This is a genomic window from Pantoea sp. E956-1, from assembly GCF_982223955.1.
On the sequence record NZ_CEUYZP010000016.1, the window covers coordinates 101,143 to 118,410 of the forward strand.

The 17,268-nt window shown below is 52.6% G+C and carries 15 protein-coding genes and 1 rRNA gene; 6 read left to right on the plus strand and 10 right to left on the minus strand.

What is annotated here, in order from left to right; all coding sequences use genetic code 11:
• Positions 1–2 precede the first annotated feature (2 nt).
• Positions 3–599 (minus strand): glucose-1-phosphatase, encoded by a 597-nt coding sequence (gene yihX, locus AC0T7J_RS24505; protein ID WP_473798193.1) that lies wholly within the window; start codon positions 597–599, stop codon positions 3–5.
• A 209-nt stretch (positions 600–808) separates the two neighbouring features.
• Positions 809–2,632, minus strand: a complete 1,824-nt coding sequence (gene typA / locus AC0T7J_RS24510) for a ribosome-dependent GTPase TypA (RefSeq protein WP_060681368.1) — start codon at positions 2,630–2,632, stop codon at positions 809–811.
• A 438-nt stretch (positions 2,633–3,070) separates the two neighbouring features.
• On the opposite strand from typA, the gene glnA reads away from it, so the two are divergent.
• The 3 genes from glnA to glnG all read left to right on the plus strand — a co-directional run bounded on the left by glnA (position 3,071) and on the right by glnG (position 7,086).
• Complete coding sequence (gene glnA / locus AC0T7J_RS24515; RefSeq protein WP_010258434.1) at positions 3,071–4,480, plus strand: glutamate--ammonia ligase; 1,410 nt, start codon at positions 3,071–3,073, stop codon at positions 4,478–4,480.
• Between the two features lie 139 nt (positions 4,481–4,619).
• Positions 4,620–5,669, plus strand: coding sequence for a nitrogen regulation protein NR(II) (gene glnL, locus AC0T7J_RS24520; RefSeq protein WP_473798197.1), 1,050 nt, complete (start codon positions 4,620–4,622; stop codon positions 5,667–5,669).
• 7 nt (positions 5,670–5,676) lie between these two features.
• Complete coding sequence (gene glnG, locus AC0T7J_RS24525; protein ID WP_473798200.1) at positions 5,677–7,086, plus strand: nitrogen regulation protein NR(I); 1,410 nt, start codon at positions 5,677–5,679, stop codon at positions 7,084–7,086.
• Positions 7,087–7,127: 41 nt separating this feature from the next.
• Here glnG and hemN read toward each other — a convergent pair whose 3' ends face one another.
• Both hemN and yihI read right to left on the minus strand, forming a co-directional pair.
• Positions 7,128–8,501 carry an oxygen-independent coproporphyrinogen III oxidase gene (hemN, locus tag AC0T7J_RS24530; protein ID WP_473798202.1) on the minus strand — a complete coding sequence of 458 codons (1,374 nt, stop codon included), beginning with the start codon at positions 8,499–8,501 and terminating at the stop codon, positions 7,128–7,130.
• Positions 8,502–8,734: 233 nt separating this feature from the next.
• Positions 8,735–9,259 carry a Der GTPase-activating protein YihI gene (gene yihI / locus AC0T7J_RS24535; protein WP_473798205.1) on the minus strand — a complete coding sequence of 175 codons (525 nt, stop codon included), beginning with the start codon at positions 9,257–9,259 and terminating at the stop codon, positions 8,735–8,737.
• Positions 9,260–9,810: 551 nt separating this feature from the next.
• On the opposite strand from yihI, the gene yihA reads away from it, so the two are divergent.
• Positions 9,811–10,446 (plus strand): ribosome biogenesis GTP-binding protein YihA/YsxC, encoded by a 636-nt coding sequence (yihA, locus tag AC0T7J_RS24540; protein WP_010258448.1) that lies wholly within the window; start codon positions 9,811–9,813, stop codon positions 10,444–10,446.
• An 85-nt stretch (positions 10,447–10,531) separates the two neighbouring features.
• Here yihA and spfP read toward each other — a convergent pair whose 3' ends face one another.
• From spfP to AC0T7J_RS24565, 5 genes are all read right to left on the minus strand, one after another.
• Positions 10,532–10,579 carry a small protein SpfP gene (spfP, locus tag AC0T7J_RS24545; RefSeq protein WP_071892919.1) on the minus strand — a complete coding sequence of 16 codons (48 nt, stop codon included), beginning with the start codon at positions 10,577–10,579 and terminating at the stop codon, positions 10,532–10,534.
• 284 nt (positions 10,580–10,863) lie between these two features.
• Positions 10,864–13,650: a DNA polymerase I gene (gene polA / locus AC0T7J_RS24550; protein WP_473798208.1), complete on the minus strand. Its 2,787-nt coding sequence runs from the start codon at positions 13,648–13,650 to the stop codon at positions 10,864–10,866.
• Positions 13,651–14,027: 377 nt separating this feature from the next.
• Positions 14,028–14,657: a thiol:disulfide interchange protein DsbA gene (gene dsbA / locus AC0T7J_RS24555; RefSeq protein ID WP_031591931.1), complete on the minus strand. Its 630-nt coding sequence runs from the start codon at positions 14,655–14,657 to the stop codon at positions 14,028–14,030.
• Between the two features lie 26 nt (positions 14,658–14,683).
• Entirely contained in the window at positions 14,684–15,670 is a 987-nt protein-coding gene (locus tag AC0T7J_RS24560; protein ID WP_473798212.1) for a serine/threonine protein kinase, read from the minus strand.
• Between the two features lie 45 nt (positions 15,671–15,715).
• Entirely contained in the window at positions 15,716–15,991 is a 276-nt protein-coding gene (locus AC0T7J_RS24565; protein ID WP_031591932.1) for a YihD family protein, read from the minus strand.
• A gap of 44 nt (positions 15,992–16,035) precedes the next feature.
• Between AC0T7J_RS24565 and mobA the strand changes: the two genes are divergently transcribed.
• Both mobA and mobB read left to right on the plus strand, forming a co-directional pair.
• Positions 16,036–16,602 (plus strand): molybdenum cofactor guanylyltransferase MobA, encoded by a 567-nt coding sequence (gene mobA / locus AC0T7J_RS24570; RefSeq protein ID WP_473798215.1) that lies wholly within the window; start codon positions 16,036–16,038, stop codon positions 16,600–16,602.
• Between the two features lies 1 nt (position 16,603).
• Positions 16,604–17,110 carry a molybdopterin-guanine dinucleotide biosynthesis protein MobB gene (gene mobB / locus AC0T7J_RS24575; RefSeq protein ID WP_031591937.1) on the plus strand — a complete coding sequence of 169 codons (507 nt, stop codon included), beginning with the start codon at positions 16,604–16,606 and terminating at the stop codon, positions 17,108–17,110.
• Positions 17,111–17,195: 85 nt separating this feature from the next.
• Here the strand turns inward: mobB and rrf are convergent.
• A 5S ribosomal RNA gene (gene rrf / locus AC0T7J_RS24580) occupies positions 17,196–17,268 on the minus strand; the annotation flags it as partial.

Below are 17,268 nucleotides of genomic sequence, written 5' to 3' on the forward strand. Positions count from 1 at the left end.
AATTACTGTTGACCTGCAAACCAGTTGAGTACCGTTTTACTGTCAGTAACCAGGACACTTTCAATACCCAGGGCGCGGGCCGCCTCAATATTCTGTGGATTATCGTCAAAAAATACTGCCTGATCGGCAGCCACATCTTCTGCATCCAGCACATGCTGGTAAATCCGGGCTTCCGGTTTTCGCATGCCCAGTTCCTGGGAGAGATAGAGCTTATCGGCCGCCTGCTGCACGTCCGGATACTGGGTCGGCCAGAATTCGCAATGCAGTTTGTTTGTGTTAGAGAGGATCACCACCCGATGACCTTCCAGCCGCAGCCGGTTCATCAACGCCAGGATTTCCGGACGCACGTCAACGAATACCGCCTGCCAGCCAGCGGCAAACTGTTCATAGCTCAGCGCGATTTCCAGCTTTTCACACAGCGCCAGCGCGAAATCTTCATCGCTGATCTCGCCACGTTCGTGCTGTTCAAACGCCTCATCCATCTGGAAATGGCTTTGCAGCGAGGCCAGCGGCACACGACTAAGGTCACTCCAGACACCCAGCACGCGGTTAAAGTCGATATCGATAATCACATTGCCCAAATCAAAGATATACAGCATGGTGTGTCTCCTTCTGTTCCCTGGAGTATTCACTCTAGCGGCAAAAGCGCAGGCTGAACAGGCACTCGCGGAGAGAAAAGCGTAAACGGCAGCGGGCAGCTAAAAAGCGCGACAGATCCCACAAATAATCGCTGGCCCGGCTGAAGAGGCAGGAATTTCAGGCAAAAAAAAGCCCCGCAGGCGGGGCTCTTTATCAGCTAAAGGCGCAATTATGCGTCTTTAGGACCACGTGATGCACGTTTACGGTCGTTTTCAGTCAGGTGACGTTTACGGATACGCACTGACTGTGGTGTAACTTCTACCAGTTCGTCATCATCGATGAACTCGATCGCCTGCTCAAGGGTCATCTTGATTGGCGGAACCAGAGTCGTGGCTTCATCAGTACCTGAAGCACGCATGTTGGTCAGTTTCTTACCGGTCAGGCAGTTAACTGTCAGGTCGTTAGAACGGCTGTGAATACCGATGATCTGGCCTTCATAGACTTCTGCACCGTGACCCAGGAACAGCTTACCGCGGTCCTGCAGGCTGAACAGTGCAAACGCAACTGCTTTACCCTGACCGTTGGAGATCAGTACGCCGTTCTGACGCTGGCCCACTTCGCCCGGACGAATGTCATCGTAGTGGCTGAAGGTAGAGTAGAGCAGACCGGTACCGGAAGTCATGGTCATGAATTCGTTACGGAAGCCGATCAGACCACGGCTTGGGATCACGTAGTCGAGACGTACGCGGCCTTTGCCATCCGGATCCATGTTTTTCAGATCGCCCTTACGCTCACCCATGGCTTGCATGACTGAACCCTGGTTGTTCTCTTCGATATCCAGCGTAACGTTCTCGAATGGCTCCTGTTTACGGCCATCGATTTCGCGGAAGATAACTTTCGGACGGGATACCGCCAGTTCGAAACCTTCACGACGCATGTTTTCGATCAGAACTGACAGGTGAAGCTCACCACGACCTGATACGCGGAACGCGTCAGCATCTTCGGTTTCTTCAACGCGCAGTGCCACGTTGTGAACCAGTTCTTTGTTCAGACGCTCAAGGATCTGACGTGAAGTCACGTACTTACCTTCTTTACCGCAGAACGGTGAGGTGTTGACGTTAAAGAACATGGTTACGGTTGGCTCATCAACGCTCAGTGCTGGCAGCGCCTGCACGTTCTGTGGATCACAGATGGTGTCAGAGATGTTCAGCTCGCCCAGACCGGTGATAGCAATGATATCGCCCGCTTCTGCCAGGTCGCTGTCGATACGCTCAAGACCCAGGTGAGTCAGGACTTTACCGACTTTACCGTTACGGGTTTTGCCTTCGCTATCAATGATAGTGACTTGCTGGTTAGGCTTAACTTTACCGCGCTTGATACGGCCAATGCCGATCACGCCCAGGTAGTTGTTGTAGTCCAGCTGAGAGATTTGCATCTGCAGTGGGGCGTCAGCCTCAACCTGCGGAGGTGCAACGTGGTCGACGATCGCCTGATACAGCGGGGTCATATCGTCAGCCATGTCGGTGTGCTCAAGACCTGCAATACCATTCAGCGCAGAGGCGAAAATGATAGGGAAGTCGAGCTGCTCATCAGTAGCATCCAGGTTAACGAACAGGTCAAATACCTGATCAACAACCCAATCCGGACGCGCACCAGGGCGGTCTACTTTGTTGATAACCACAATCGGCTTCAGACCATGCGCGAACGCTTTTTTGGTCACGAAGCGGGTTTGCGGCATAGGGCCATCCATCGCATCTACAACCAGCAGCACCGAGTCCACCATGGACATGACGCGCTCAACTTCACCACCGAAGTCGGCGTGTCCCGGGGTATCAACGATGTTGATACGGTAGTCATTCCACTTAATGGCGGTGTTTTTTGCGAGGATGGTAATCCCACGCTCTTTCTCCAAATCATTGGAGTCCATCACGCGCTCTGTTGCTTCGGTACGGGCATCAAAAGTACCGGATTGTTGCAGCAGTTTGTCAACCAGGGTGGTCTTTCCATGGTCAACGTGCGCGATGATGGCGATGTTACGCAAATTTTCGATCACAGCTTTGCCTCAGGCATTAGAAATAGCGCGTTATTGTACACTGATTAAGCGGAAGACTGAACACGATCACACTTTTCACTGAAAGTTTATTGCATGGAGGCCAATTTGCCCTGTTACCGGTGCAGAAAATGCACTAAGTTGGTCCTATGCACCAAAATAGTGCCACCGGATGACCACTAAGCACCACCATGGTGCAATAAAACGATCGTGGTGCAGCCGCTTTATGACAAAAAGGTGCACCACAAGGCGATTTAAGCAACATCAAAAAAGTTGGCACAGAATTCGCTTTATTTAAATCAAGCGTAAACGCCAGACAGATGTCGGTTGAAGAGCGTGCCGGAAGAGGTAGGTCAGGGAGTTGTTTTCCCGCAACGTATTCCGGAAACGACGTTTCCTCGCCATGTAGATAATGAAAGACCCTTTCCAGGAGAGTTGAGTATGTCCGCTGAACACGTTCTCTCGATGATGAACGAGCATGAAGTTAAGTTTGTTGACCTGCGTTTTACCGATACCAAAGGTAAAGAACAGCACGTTACGATCCCTGCTCACCAGGTTAACGCTGACTTCTTCGAAGAAGGCAAAATGTTCGATGGTTCGTCTATTGGCGGCTGGAAAGGCATTAACGAATCAGACATGGTGCTGATGCCTGACGCCACCACGGCGGTCATGGATCCTTTCTTCGAAGATTCTACGCTGATCATCCGTTGTGACATCCTCGAGCCAGGCACCATGCAGGGCTACGACCGCGATCCACGCTCTATCGCTAAGCGCGCTGAAGATTTCCTGCGCTCTTCCGGTATCGCGGATACCGTGCTGTTTGGACCAGAACCAGAATTCTTCCTGTTCGATGACATCCGTTTCGGCTCATCGACTTCCGGTTCACACGTTGCCATCGACGATATCGAAGCAGCATGGAACACCGGTAAAGAGTACGAAGGCGGTAACAAAGGTCACCGTCCAGGTCTGAAAGGCGGCTACTTCCCGGTTCCACCGGTTGACTCATCACAGGACATCCGTTCTGCCATGTGTCTGACCATGGAGCAGATGGGCCTGGTTGTTGAAGCGCATCACCACGAAGTGGCGACCGCGGGTCAGAACGAAGTGGCAACCCGCTTCAATACCATGACCAAAAAAGCGGACGAAATTCAGATCTACAAATATGTGGTTCACAACGTTGCGCACGCTTACGGCAAAACCGCGACCTTTATGCCGAAGCCAATGTTTGGCGACAACGGTTCAGGCATGCACTGCCATATGTCACTCTCCAAAGGTGGCCAGAACCTGTTTGCCGGCGATAAGTACGGCGGCCTGTCTGAAATGGCGCTGTTCTACATCGGCGGTATCATCAAGCACGCTAAAGCGATCAACGCCCTGGCGAACCCGACCACCAACTCTTACAAGCGTCTGGTCCCGGGTTACGAAGCACCGGTTATGCTGGCTTACTCTGCCCGTAACCGTTCAGCCTCAATCCGTATTCCGGTTGTTGCCAGCCCGAAAGCGCGTCGTATCGAAGCGCGCTTCCCGGATCCAGCGGCTAACCCATACCTGGCGTTCACCGCACTGCTGATGGCTGGCCTGGATGGCATCATCAACAAAATCCATCCTGGCGATGCGATGGACAAAAACCTGTATGACCTGCCACCGGAAGAAGAAGCTGAGATTCCAAAAGTTGCAGGCTCTCTGGAAGAAGCGCTGAATGCACTGAACGAAGACCGCGAGTTCCTGACCCGCGGCGGTGTATTCACTGACGAATCGATCGATGCTTACATCGAACTGCGTAAAGCAGAGATGGATCGCGTTCGCATGACGCCACACCCGGTTGAGTTTGAGCTTTACTACAGCGTTTAACTGGTCAGACGTTTTTTGTTGCCGTGGAAACTTTTAGCCCATCTTCGGATGGGCTTTTTTCTCCGCGAATTCACCGTTCATTCGCCCTCTTTTCGGCTTAAAGACTAAAATGCACCTCTTTAGTGCAGAGGAACGTTGTATGGCAACTGGCTCTCTGCCCGATGCAGGGCAGATTCTCAACGCATTAATCAACAGTATTTTGTTGGTGGATAACGATCTGGTTATTCATTACGCCAACCCGGCGGCGCAGCAATTACTGGCGCAAAGCTCACGCAAATTGTTCGGCACGCCGTTACCGGAATTAACCGGCTACTTTTCGCTGAATATCGAGGTGATGCGCGAGAGTCTTGAGGCTGGCCAGGGATTTACTGACAGTGAGGTCACGCTGGTGGTAGATGGTCGCGCGCACATTATGTCGCTGACCGCCCAGCGGTTACCCGATGGCTTAATCCTGATGGAAATGGCGCCGATGGATAATCAGCGTCGTCTCAGTCAGGAGCAGTTACAGCACGCCCAGCAGGTGGCCGCTCGCGATCTGGTTCGCGGCCTGGCCCATGAGATTAAAAATCCGCTGGGAGGATTGCGCGGCGCGGCACAGCTTCTATCCCGCGCCCTGCCCGATCCCTCGCTGAATGAATATACCAAAGTCATTATTGAACAGGCCGACCGGTTGCGAAATCTGGTTGATCGTCTGCTGGGACCGCAGCAGCCGGGCATGCACATCACGCAGAGCATTCATCAGGTGGCCGAACGGGTGGTCAATCTGGTGTCGATGGAGCTGCCGGATAATGTCTCGCTGGTACGGGATTATGATCCCAGCCTGCCGGAATTGCCGCACGATCCCGATCAGATTGAACAGGTGCTGCTTAACGTGGTGCGCAATGCGCTTCAGGCGCTGGGCGACAATGGCGGCACCATTATTATCCGCACCCGCACGGCTTTCCAGCTGACGCTGCACGGCACGCGTTATCGCCTGGTGGCACGTATTGATATTGAAGATGATGGCCCCGGCATTCCGGCCCAGCTGCAGGATACGCTGTTTTATCCGATGGTCAGCGGACGCGAAGGCGGTACCGGTTTAGGCCTCTCCATCGCCCGTAGCCTGATTGATCAACATTCAGGAAAAATAGAATTTAACAGTTGGCCGGGACACACCGAATTCTCGGTTTACCTGCCTATTCGCCAGTGAGGTTTCTATGCAACGAGGGATAGTCTGGATCGTCGATGACGATAGCTCCATCCGCTGGGTGCTTGAACGCGCGCTCACTGGAGCCGGTTTGAGCTGTGCGACTTTTGACAGCGCAAGCGAGGTGCTGGATGCCCTCTCAACCAAGACCCCGGACGTTTTACTGTCAGACATTCGCATGCCCGGTATGGATGGCCTGGCGCTGCTGAAACAGATTAAACAGCGTCATCCGATGCTTCCGGTCATCATAATGACGGCGCATTCTGATCTGGACGCCGCCGTCAGCGCCTACCAGCAGGGTGCCTTTGATTACCTGCCCAAGCCGTTTGATATTGATGAAGCGGTTGCGCTGATCGAGCGTGCTATCAGCCACTATCAGGAGCAGCAACAGCCGCGTAATCAGCCGGTCAGCGGACCCACTACCGATATCATCGGTGAAGCGCCCGCGATGCAGGATGTGTTTCGCATCATCGGGCGATTATCGCGCTCGTCGATCAGTGTGCTGATCAACGGCGAGTCCGGTACCGGTAAAGAGCTGGTGGCCCATGCGCTGCATCGCCACAGCCCGCGCACCAAAGCGCCCTTTATCGCGCTCAACATGGCGGCGATCCCCAAAGATTTAATTGAATCAGAACTATTTGGTCACGAAAAAGGTGCCTTTACCGGGGCGAACCAGATCCGTCAGGGCCGTTTTGAGCAGGCGGATGGCGGCACGCTGTTTCTGGATGAGATCGGTGATATGCCGCTGGATGTGCAGACCCGTCTGCTGCGCGTGCTGGCCGATGGCCAGTTCTATCGCGTGGGTGGTTATGCGCCGGTCAAAGTGGATGTGCGTATTATCGCGGCGACTCACCAGAATCTGGAATTACGCGTACAGGAAGGCAAGTTCCGTGAGGATCTGTTTCACCGCCTGAATGTGATTCGTGTGCATCTGCCACCGCTGCGTGAGCGTCGTGAGGATATCCCGCGTCTGGCGCGTTATTTCCTGCAGGTGGCGGCGCGTGAGCTGGGTGTGGAAGCGAAGATTCTGCATCCGGAAACCGAGACAGCGTTAACCCGACTGCACTGGTCCGGTAACGTGCGTCAGCTGGAGAACACCTGTCGCTGGCTGACCGTGATGGCTGCGGGTCAGGAAGTCCTGATCCAGGACCTGCCCGGAGAACTGTTTGAATCCAGTACGCCGGAAAATCCGGTGCAGTCGCTGCCTGACAGCTGGGCAACGCTGCTGGCACAGTGGGCCGACCGCGCTCTGCGTTCCGGTCATCAGAATCTGCTGTCAGAAGCACAGCCGGAGATGGAGCGAACGCTGCTCACCACTGCGCTGCGTCATACGCAGGGCCACAAACAGGAAGCGGCACGTTTACTGGGCTGGGGACGAAACACGCTGACGCGCAAGCTCAAAGAGCTGGGCATGGAATAAGCGGTTCAGTTCGGGCTGGTGTAGTCTGCCAGCCCGTTTCTTCAGATAACGCGGGAGAACTGCTGCTGACGCGCTTTCTGACGCAGATAGCGATCAAAGCACATGCAGATATTGCGGATCAGTAATCGGCCAATTCCTGTCACCTGCAGCCCCGTAGCGGTTTGCTCCACCAGCCCATCGGCTATCAACGGTTTCAGCAGCGCCAGGTCCTCAGCAAAATAGTCGCTGAAGCGAATGCCCCATTGCGCTTCTGTCGCGGCAAAATTCAGCGAGAAGTTACAAATCAGCGTTTTTATCACGTCACGACGCAGGCAATCATCGTCGGTTAAAGCGATGCCACGCCACAGGCCATTTCCCTGCTGTTCCACCCTACTGTACCAGGTGTTGAGGTCTTTCTGATTCTGCGCATAACTGTCGCCAATCATGCTGATGGCTGAGACGCCAAGCCCCAGCAAATCGCTGTCACCCTGCGTCGTGTATCCCTGGAAATTGCGATGCAGCTGCCCTTTGCGCTGTGCGATGGCCAGTTCATCCTGCGGCTTCGCAAAGTGATCCATTCCAATGAACTGGTAGCCCTGTTGAGTCAGGGTTGCGATGGTCTGCTGCAAAATATCCAGCTTTTGCTGAGCCGATGGCAGTTCATCCTCTTTGATTTTGCGCTGTGCCGCGAACATCGCCGGAAGATGCGCATAGTTAAAGACACTAAGACGATCCGGGCTCAGCGCCAGTACCCGCTCCAGCGTCCAGGCGAAGCTGGCAGGCGTCTGCAGGGGTAAACCATAGATCAGGTCAATGCTGGTCGAGCTGAACCCCTGTTCACGGGCACGCGCCATCAGCCCGAAAATCACCTCTTCATCCTGTACCCGGTTAACCCGCTCCTGCACCGATTTGTTGAAGTCCTGCACCCCCATGCTCAGACGATTAAATCCCAGCGATCGCAGGTGATCAATCACATCCAGCTCAATTTCCCGGGGATCCACTTCGATCGACATTTCGGCATCATCGGCCACGCTGAAGTGCTGCTTCAGTAAATCCACCAGCCGGGAAATCTGCGCATTGTCGAGGAAGGTTGGCGTGCCGCCGCCCCAGTGAAGCTGCGTGACCTGACGCTGACGAAACAGCGGCGCACGCTGAATAATCTCCTGCTCAAGCACATCCAGATAGCGGTCCGCTTTGTGGCGCTGACGCGTCACTATCTTATTGCAGCCGCAGAAGTAACAGAGACGATGGCAGAAGGGAATATGGACATAGAGCGACAGCGGACGATCAGGGTAACGCGCTACGGCGCGCTGGAAGTCGTTTTCCGCGTACTGCTCGCTGAACTCCAGCGCAGTGGGATAGGAGGTGTAACGCGGGCCGGCATAATTGTACTTTTCAATTAACGCCTGATCCCACTCAATCTGCTGCGATGGCATGCTCACTCCTTCCGGTGACGTCGTCTGAGAGAAGGTCGCGAAGAAGAGGAGATAAAAGGTGAGCGGGATGAGACCCGACGTAAACGTTGCTTCAGACGCGACAGGCGTCGTAGTTTAAACAATAACCACAGCAGATAACATGTCGCCAGCAGCGCGAAAATTGATCCAGGCCAAAACATTGTCGTTTACCTGTTAAGCGCGGCATGCGGATAACGCATGCCGATCAAATTTGCTTAGTTGCCTTTCAGCAGACGGTACATATCTTCTTCAGCCTGCTCATCTTCGGCTTCATCCATCACAATGCCTAACTGCTCCATCAGTTCGTCGATACGATCCAGCGAGGCATCCAGCCAGCCCTGATCTTCAGCCGACAGCGTTTCGCCATTTTCCAGCCGATCCAGCAGCGCATCCAGACGTTCGTCATTTTCCAGCTTCGCCAGCTCTTCTTCGGGTGTCAGACGCACTTTCTTCTCTGCTGCCGGTTTTTCTATGCTTTTCTTTGGTTTAACGGCAGCGGTTTTACCTTCAGCGATCAGGGCCACCGGTTTTTTACTCCCGATGCGCGGATCTTTGACGCTGTCCGCCTGACGTCCGCCATTGTTTTCGGATGCAGCCGGATTAGCACGGCTGCCAGATGCATGTCCGCGATGCTTTTTATCACGTTTGCGATCGCGTGCTTCATGGTTGATATCGTCACGCGATTTGCGTTTGGCTTTGACGGCAGGTTTGCCGTTAGCAGCTCGTGCAGGTTGCTTCATAGTATTCGGTCCCGGCTTTTTTTATTCAGTATAGAATTGCGGCGAAATCTAGCAGAAAGTAGACAAAGAAAAAAGGCGACAGCTCAAGCTGTCGCCTTATTTCATACCTTCATAAGAAGGAATCATGTTTTAAATCCTTTTCGGCTCGTAACATCCCGGTTAATCCCGCGCCTGCTCAACTCCTGAGCTATTCCTTATCCCTGTCTGGCCGCATCCCTGACCCTGTTCCATTCCATCGCTCATAACCCTCCTGGTATCCCTGAGCGCATCATCCTGATGTGTGCTGCCATGCACTGCACACTAATGTAGACCAACTGGTAAAAGCCTCAAGTCAGTGTCAAAAATAGTTAGTTCGAAAAAAGAACGTTTTAGGATAATTTATTGAATTAGATGATTTTTTATTTTTAGTAATTAAAGTAAAAAGCGAAATAACCTGCACCGTGAATGGCAAATCTCTTACAAACTTTGTTACCGAGATGCGATTGAGCACTTTCGCGTCATAACGCGTATAATCGCCGCCATTGCCTTAATGTGTTTCCTGGAGTGTCACCTTGTCTGAATTGAATTATCACGTTACCCACTTTGTCATGAGCGCGCCGGATATCCGCCATCTGCCTGCCGATACCGGAATTGAGGTGGCTTTCGCTGGCCGCTCGAACGCGGGAAAATCGAGTGCGCTGAATACGTTAACCAATCAGAAGGGTCTGGCGCGTACCAGTAAAACGCCGGGACGTACGCAGTTGATTAACCTGTTTGAAGTGAAAGAAGGTAAGCGTCTGGTCGACCTGCCCGGTTACGGTTATGCCGAAGTCCCGGAAGAGATGAAGCTGAAGTGGCAGCGTGCGTTAGGTGAATACCTGCAAAAGCGTCAGGCCCTGAAAGGACTGGTTATCCTGATGGATATCCGTCATCCGCTGAAAGATCTCGACCGGCAGATGATTCAGTGGTCAGTGGAAAGTGGCATTCCGGTGCTGTTGCTTCTCACTAAAGCAGACAAACTGGCCTCAGGTGCCCGTAAAGCGCAGCTCAATGTCGTGCGTGAAGCCGCACTCGAATTTGTTGGAGATGTGCAGGTAGAGCTCTTCTCATCGCTGAAGAAAATCGGCGTGGATAAGGTTCGTCAGAAGCTGGACAGCTGGTTTAATACGCTTGAACCGGCGGTTGAAGATCAGGACGCGGAAGAGTGAGTGGCAACCCTGTGCCGATGACGCTGGCGGTACAAAAAGCCCAATAAAAAACGCCCCAGTCACAGAATGACTGGGGCGGCTAAATTCAGCCAAATCCGATTACGTGAAGTAAAAGGTCTGAAAGATAGAACATCTTACCTCTGTACCCTACGCGACGAACTTTACCTGATTTTCTGTGCGTGACAAAGGCTTTTTTGTTGCTTACTTACATCAAACAGGACTTTTTTTACCATGTACGTCACAAAAATAGCGTTGCGATGTAGTTTAATGACGAAAAAAGTGTTTAGTCGATAAGCAGTTAGAAAAGCGCTTTCTCTCGGTGTCAGCTTTGAACACGCTAAACCGGTCAACTAAACGATTTTCTTATACCTGATTCAGGGCCGATTCTGTTCTTCAGAACCGACCACACGCATCGAATCAGTGGGCTTCATCCCAGTTGTTACCCACACCGACTTCAACCAGCAAAGGTACATCGAGCTGCACGCTACCTTCCATCAGCGCACGGATTTTCTGGCTCGCCTCTTCAACCGCCTCGGCTTTGACTTCGAACACCAGTTCATCGTGAACCTGCATGATCATTCTGACGGCATTGTCGTTTTGCTGTTCCAGCCAGTTATCGACGTCAATCATTGCCCGCTTGATGATATCCGCTGCCGTTCCCTGCATCGGCGCATTGATCGCGGCACGTTCTGCGGCTTTCCGGCGAATGGCGTTACCGGATTTAATATCGGGCAGCCACAGCCGACGGCCTTCCAGCGTTTCGACATAGCCTTTACTCGCCGCCAGCTGGCGTGTGTTCTCCATATAGCGCAGGACGCCCGGGTAGCGTTCAAAATAGAGATCCATATACTTTTTCGCTTCACCGGCACCGATATTCAGCTGACGCGACAGGCCAAATGCGCTCATGCCATAAATCAGACCAAAGTTAATCGCTTTGGCGCTGCGACGCTGTTCGCCGCTGACCTTATCCAGCGCAACGCCAAACACTTCGGATGCCGTAGCGCGGTGGATATCTTCGCCCTGGGCAAAAGCGTCCAGCAATCCTTTGTCCTGAGAGAGATGCGCCATGATACGCAGTTCGATTTGTGAATAGTCTGCCGCCACAATGCGATGACCTTTGGCCGCAACAAATGCCTGACGGATTCGGCGTCCTTCATCATTACGCACCGGAATGTTTTGCAGATTCGGATCGGCAGAGGATAAGCGTCCGGTTGCGGTGACGGCCTGATGATAAGAGGTATGCACCCTGCCACTGATCGGATTGATCATCAGCGGTAATTTATCCGTGTAAGTAGACTTAAGTTTGGATAAGCCGCGATGCTCCAGAATCACTTTGGGCAACGGATAATCAAGTGCCAGCTCGGCTAACACCTCTTCGCTGGTTGACGGCGCGCCGCCTGGTGTTTTCTTCGTGGGTTTGATGCCCTGTTTTTCAAACAGGATCACCTGAAGCTGCCTGGTGGATGAGAGGTTAAAGGGTTCCCCCGCCAGTTCATGCGCTTTTGACTCAAGCTCAGCCAGTCGGGCCGTCAGCTCTTTCGAGTGCTGCGCCAGAATAGACTGATCGATCAGCACACCGTTGCGCTCTATGCGGGAAATCACCGTCAGTAACGGCATCTCGATCTGTTCGAAGACTTTTTTCGGTCCCGCTTCTTTCTCCAGCTCTGGCCACATCTTCAGATGCAGCTGCAAAGTCACATCTGCATCTTCGGCAGCGTAATGGGATGCCTGCTCTAACGCGATTTGATTGAACGTCAGCTGATTTTTACCTTTACCGGCGATCTCCTGGAAGGTCACGGTTTTATGGTTAAGCCAGCGAGCGGCCAGGCTATCCATGTCATGTTTGCCCACCACGCTGTTGAGGATATAGGACTCAAGCATGGTGTCGAATTTGATACCGGCCAGTTCAATGTCGTAGTTTTTCAGCACGCCGCGATCGTATTTCAGGTTCTGGCCAACTTTCCAGGCGCTCTCATCTTCCAGCAGGGGCTTGAGCTGTGCCAGAACGGTGGCGCGATCCAGTTGATCAGGCGCATCAAGATAGTCATGGGCAACCGGCAGATAGGCGGCTTCACCGGGCGCCACCGCGAAGCTGATGCCGACGATGTTAGCGCTCAGGGTATCCAGCGCGTCGGTCTCCAGATCAAACGCAAAAACTTCGCTGTTTTTCAGCTTCTCCAGCCAGCTATCAAAGAGATCCTGATCCAGAATGGTGACATAACCCTCGGTCGGTAACACGCTGCTGGTTTCAGCCACCGGGGCCGGTGCATCAGCCAGCGCTTTTTGCGCCTGCGTAGTGCTCTTTTTGCCCTGCAGCCATTTACCGTCCTGCAGGTCACTCAGCCAGCGTTTGAACTCGTAACGACTGAACAGGGCCTGCAATGCCTCTGTATCGGGTTCAGTGACTGTGAGCTCTTCACAGGGCAGCGCCAGCTCAACGTCTGTCTTAATGGTCGCCAGCTGATAAGAGAGAAACGCCACATCACGATTCTGCTCAAGTTTGGTCGCCATGGTTTTGGCACCACGAAATCCGAGATCGGCCACTTTGTCCAGATTGTCATAGATCGTCTGCATGCTGCCCAGCCCCTGCAGCAACGCCTGTGCCGTTTTCTCACCGACGCCTGGCACGCCAGGAATGTTATCGGAGCTATCACCCATCATGGCAAGGAAATCGATGATCAATGCGGGTGGAACACCATATTTCTGCTCAACCTCTTCTGGTCCCAGAATGGTGTTGCTCATGGTGTTAATCAGCGTGATGGCGGGCGTGACCAGCTGCGCCATATCTTTGTCGCCGGTGCTGATCAGCACTGAGAGACCCTTTTTCTCCGCTTCCAGCGCCAGCGTACCGATGACATCATCAGCCTCGACGCCGCTCACAGCCAGCAACGGCAGCCCCATCGCCCGCACCATCTCATGCAGTGGCTCAATTTGTGCACGGAGCTCGTCAGGCATCGGGGGACGGTGAGATTTGTAATGCTCAAACAGCTCGTCTCTGAAGGTTTTGCCTTTGGCATCGAACACCACAGCAACGTGACTCGGATTGTATTGCGCCAGCAGGCTTTTCAGCATGTTGAGCACGCCGTACATGGCGCCAGTGGGTTCACCTGCACTGTTGGTCAGCGGCGGAAACGCGTAATACGCGCGATAAAGATAGGATGAGCCATCGACCAGAATCAGGGGATTTTCTGCTATTTGCGCCATAAGTCTGTGTAGTCTTCGTTGCTATGAGTTGGGCTATAAGGATGCCACAACCAGGCAGAAATGGTGAACTAAGGCGTGCCACGTCTGGTGTTTTTCACGCTTTTGGGGACAGGATCGCAACGATCGTTCTGTGGATAACTTTGTGCGTAAAAATTATAACGCGCTGTTTTTCAGGAAAATAAATAATCGGCACCTGAATAAAAATCATAAATTTCATTGGCTTATTTAATTTCCGTGACCCGATCGCTATTTTTAATAGCGCGATCCCTTGTGTGGATATTAAATTTATGCCCTGGAGATGGACAAAAATTGGCCCGTTGTTCAAAGGCATAAAAAAAACGCCAGCAGAGCTGGCGTTTAACGGGGTGTGAGGCTGATTACTTCTGGCTTACCAGGAATTTAACCACGTTCGCATAGTCCGCGACGAAATTATCCATAGAGCTGGTATCCAGACCGCCGTTGTTAACCATGTATTTGCCGTTCACGAAAATAGCTGGCACACCACGCAGATCAACATCAGCAGCGGCTTTTTGCTGCTGCGCAACCAGCGCTTTTACGGCGAAGCTGTTCCAGGCAGCATCATAGTCAGCTGCGGAAATACCGGCCGCTTTGACAAAGGTCTCTTTCAGACTGGCAGGATCGGTGATGGTCTGCGTTTTCTGAATGCCATCGAAGATCGGTGCTGTCACTTTATCTTCAACGCCCAGCGCCATCGCGACAGCCCAGGCCTGGGTCACGACCGGCCCCAGATCTCCACCGAGAAAATCGACGTGGTATTTCACCATTTTAGTGTCAGCAGGCAGATTCTTTTTCACCGCGTCATTGACGTGATAAATACGTTCAAACTGATAGCAGTGCGGGCAGAAGAAGGAGAAGAACTCCATCACCTGAGGTTCGCCGGCCACAGGTTTAGGCAGACTCACATATTGTTTACCTTCAGTGAACTGGGCAGCAGATGCGCTGAATGCCAGCACTAAACCCATCAGTGCAAACCAAATTTTTTTCATCGTGAAAAATTCTCCTGACTACGTCATTAATATTGCGGTGTCAGCTGCAGAGGAGGTTCCTGCAACAGCTTCTCCTGCTCGGTAAAGAGTGAAATTTGCCTGCGCCAGAAATCTTCATCTGTCATCCAGGGGAAAGCGCGCGGAAAAGCGGGATCCTGCCAGCGTCGGACAACCCAGGCCAGATAATAAACCATGCGCATGGCGCGTAAAGGTTCAATCAGTGACAATTCATTAATATCAAAATCACTGAACTCACTGTACGCCTCCAGCAGTATATCCCATTGAATTCGCTGTTCCTGACGATCGCCGCTGATCAGCATCCAGAGATCCTGCACCGCCGGGCCATTACGGGCATCATCCAGATCAACAAACAGCGGTCCATCACGCCACAGGATATTACCCGGATGGCAGTCGCCATGTAATCGTAGCGGCTGCCACGTGGTGTGCCACCGTTGTTGCAGCGTGTTACCCAGCTTATCGATAGCCTGTAGCAGTGCGGCTTTAAGCGATGCAGGCACTAACAGAGAGTGTTCCAGCACCTGCCGGGGTTCATGCAGATATTCATCCAGACCGATGGCAGGCCGATGCCTGAACAGCGCTTTACGCCCGGTCTGATGAATGCGGCCCAGGAAGCGGCCTACCCACTCCATCTGATCTTCGTTGTCTGTCTCATATTGCCGCCCGCCCAGGCTGGGAAAGACGGCAAAGAAGAAGCCCGCGTGACGGTGCAGTGTCTCACCCTTTAACCGCAGCGGCGCCGCGATGGGCACTTCATCAGCCAGCAGATCAAGTGCGTACTGATGTTCTTCAGCAATCTGTTCGGCACGCCAGCGCTGTGGGCGATAAAACTTCGCAACATAGCGGCGTTTTTCGTCGTCGCTGAATTGATAAACCCTGTTCTCATAGCTGTTCAGGGCTGTCAGACCCGATTCGACGCGAATTCCTGTTTCCCAGAGCGCATCAAGCAACACGTCGGGATTCAATGTCTGGAAATTAAAAGCAGCGTCGCTCATCATGTTACCTGTAGTTGCCCTTGCAAATAGCAGCCAAGGATAACACTACTCGTCCTGTTTAATGACACCCCGCGCGCGGAGCAGTGCTGTTTTAAAATCAACTTCATAGTCTTTTTTCAGGCCTGGGATCTCATCATCGCTGGCTGAGTCACGCATCCTGAGATGGTAAATTAATACATCATCGGTTAATTCACTTAATGGGCCACGGAAACCAGATTCCTGAGCCAGTTTCTGCAAAAATGTGACCAGATTAAGATCAGGCTCTTTTTGCCAGGCGGGTTGCAGCAACTCGATTAACTCGTTTAAACGATGGCATTTCATTCAGATTTCTCCTTTCACAGTGCGTCATCAGCGAGGGCACAGTCATGACAATGTTAAGCGGCATCATTCTGGCCGGTGGTCAGGGCCGCCGTATGGGTGGTCAGGACAAAGGGTTAGTACAGCTGGATGGCAGGCCGCTTTATCAGCATGTCCTTGAACGGCTCAGGCCACAAGTCGACATTGTCATGATTAATGCGAATCGTAATATTGATCGCTATCAGTTAAGCGGATGTCGGGTTATTAAGGATGTTTTTGATGATTATCCCGGTCCACTGGCCGGTATCTACAGTGGGTTGCTTGCCGTCGACGGTGAATGGGCTGCTTTTTGCTCCTGCGATACGCCTGCAATACCTCTCAACTTCGTGGAAAAACTGGTCGATCAACGCGGTGAGGCGCCGGCAGTCTGGGTACGTTCACAGTCGCGCGATCATCCTACGCTGGCGCTGATTCATCGGGAAATGGCTGCACCTCTTTATGACTATCTTCAGGCTGGTGAACGACGTCTTATGCATTTTCTGCGCAACCACGGTGGCCATGCTGTCCGGATGGATGATGATGAGGCTGCCTTCCGCAATATCAATACGCCTGATGACCTGAACAACAGAGGCTGACATGTCATTACCTATACTTGCCATTGTGGGCTGGAGTGGAACCGGGAAAACGACGCTATTGCAGCAGGTGATACCGATTCTCGGCGCTAAAGGTATCCGCGCAGGATTGATTAAACATACCCATCATCAGATGGATGTGGATACGCCTGGCAAAGATAGCTATCTGCTCAGAAAAGCGGGTGCCAGTCAGGTAATAGTGGCCAGTTCAGAGCGATGGGCACTGATGTGTGAGACGCCGGAAAAGCAGTCGATTAATCTGCCTTATCTGCTCAGCCGCATGGATCACGCTACACTTGAGGTCGTGCTGGTCGAAGGCTTCAAGGATGAACCCGTACCTAAAATTGTTTTATGGCGTGCCGGGATCAAGGGTGGGATCGAGGAACTGCTTGATGAGCAGGTGATCGCTGTCGCCAGCGACCAGAAATTAACTCTGAACGTGCCAGTTCTGGATATAAATCGTCCGTACAGCGTTGCAGACTTCATTGCTGACTGGCTTGAGAAAGGCTGAAATGGATGTTGTGATGCAGTTTTTCACGATCTGCGGACGTAAAAAAGCCCCGCACTTTCGTGCGGGGCTTCTTCACTTATTTAATGCCTGGCAGTTCCCTACTCTCGCATGGGGAGACCCCACACTACCATCGGCGCTACGGCGTTTCACTTCTGAGT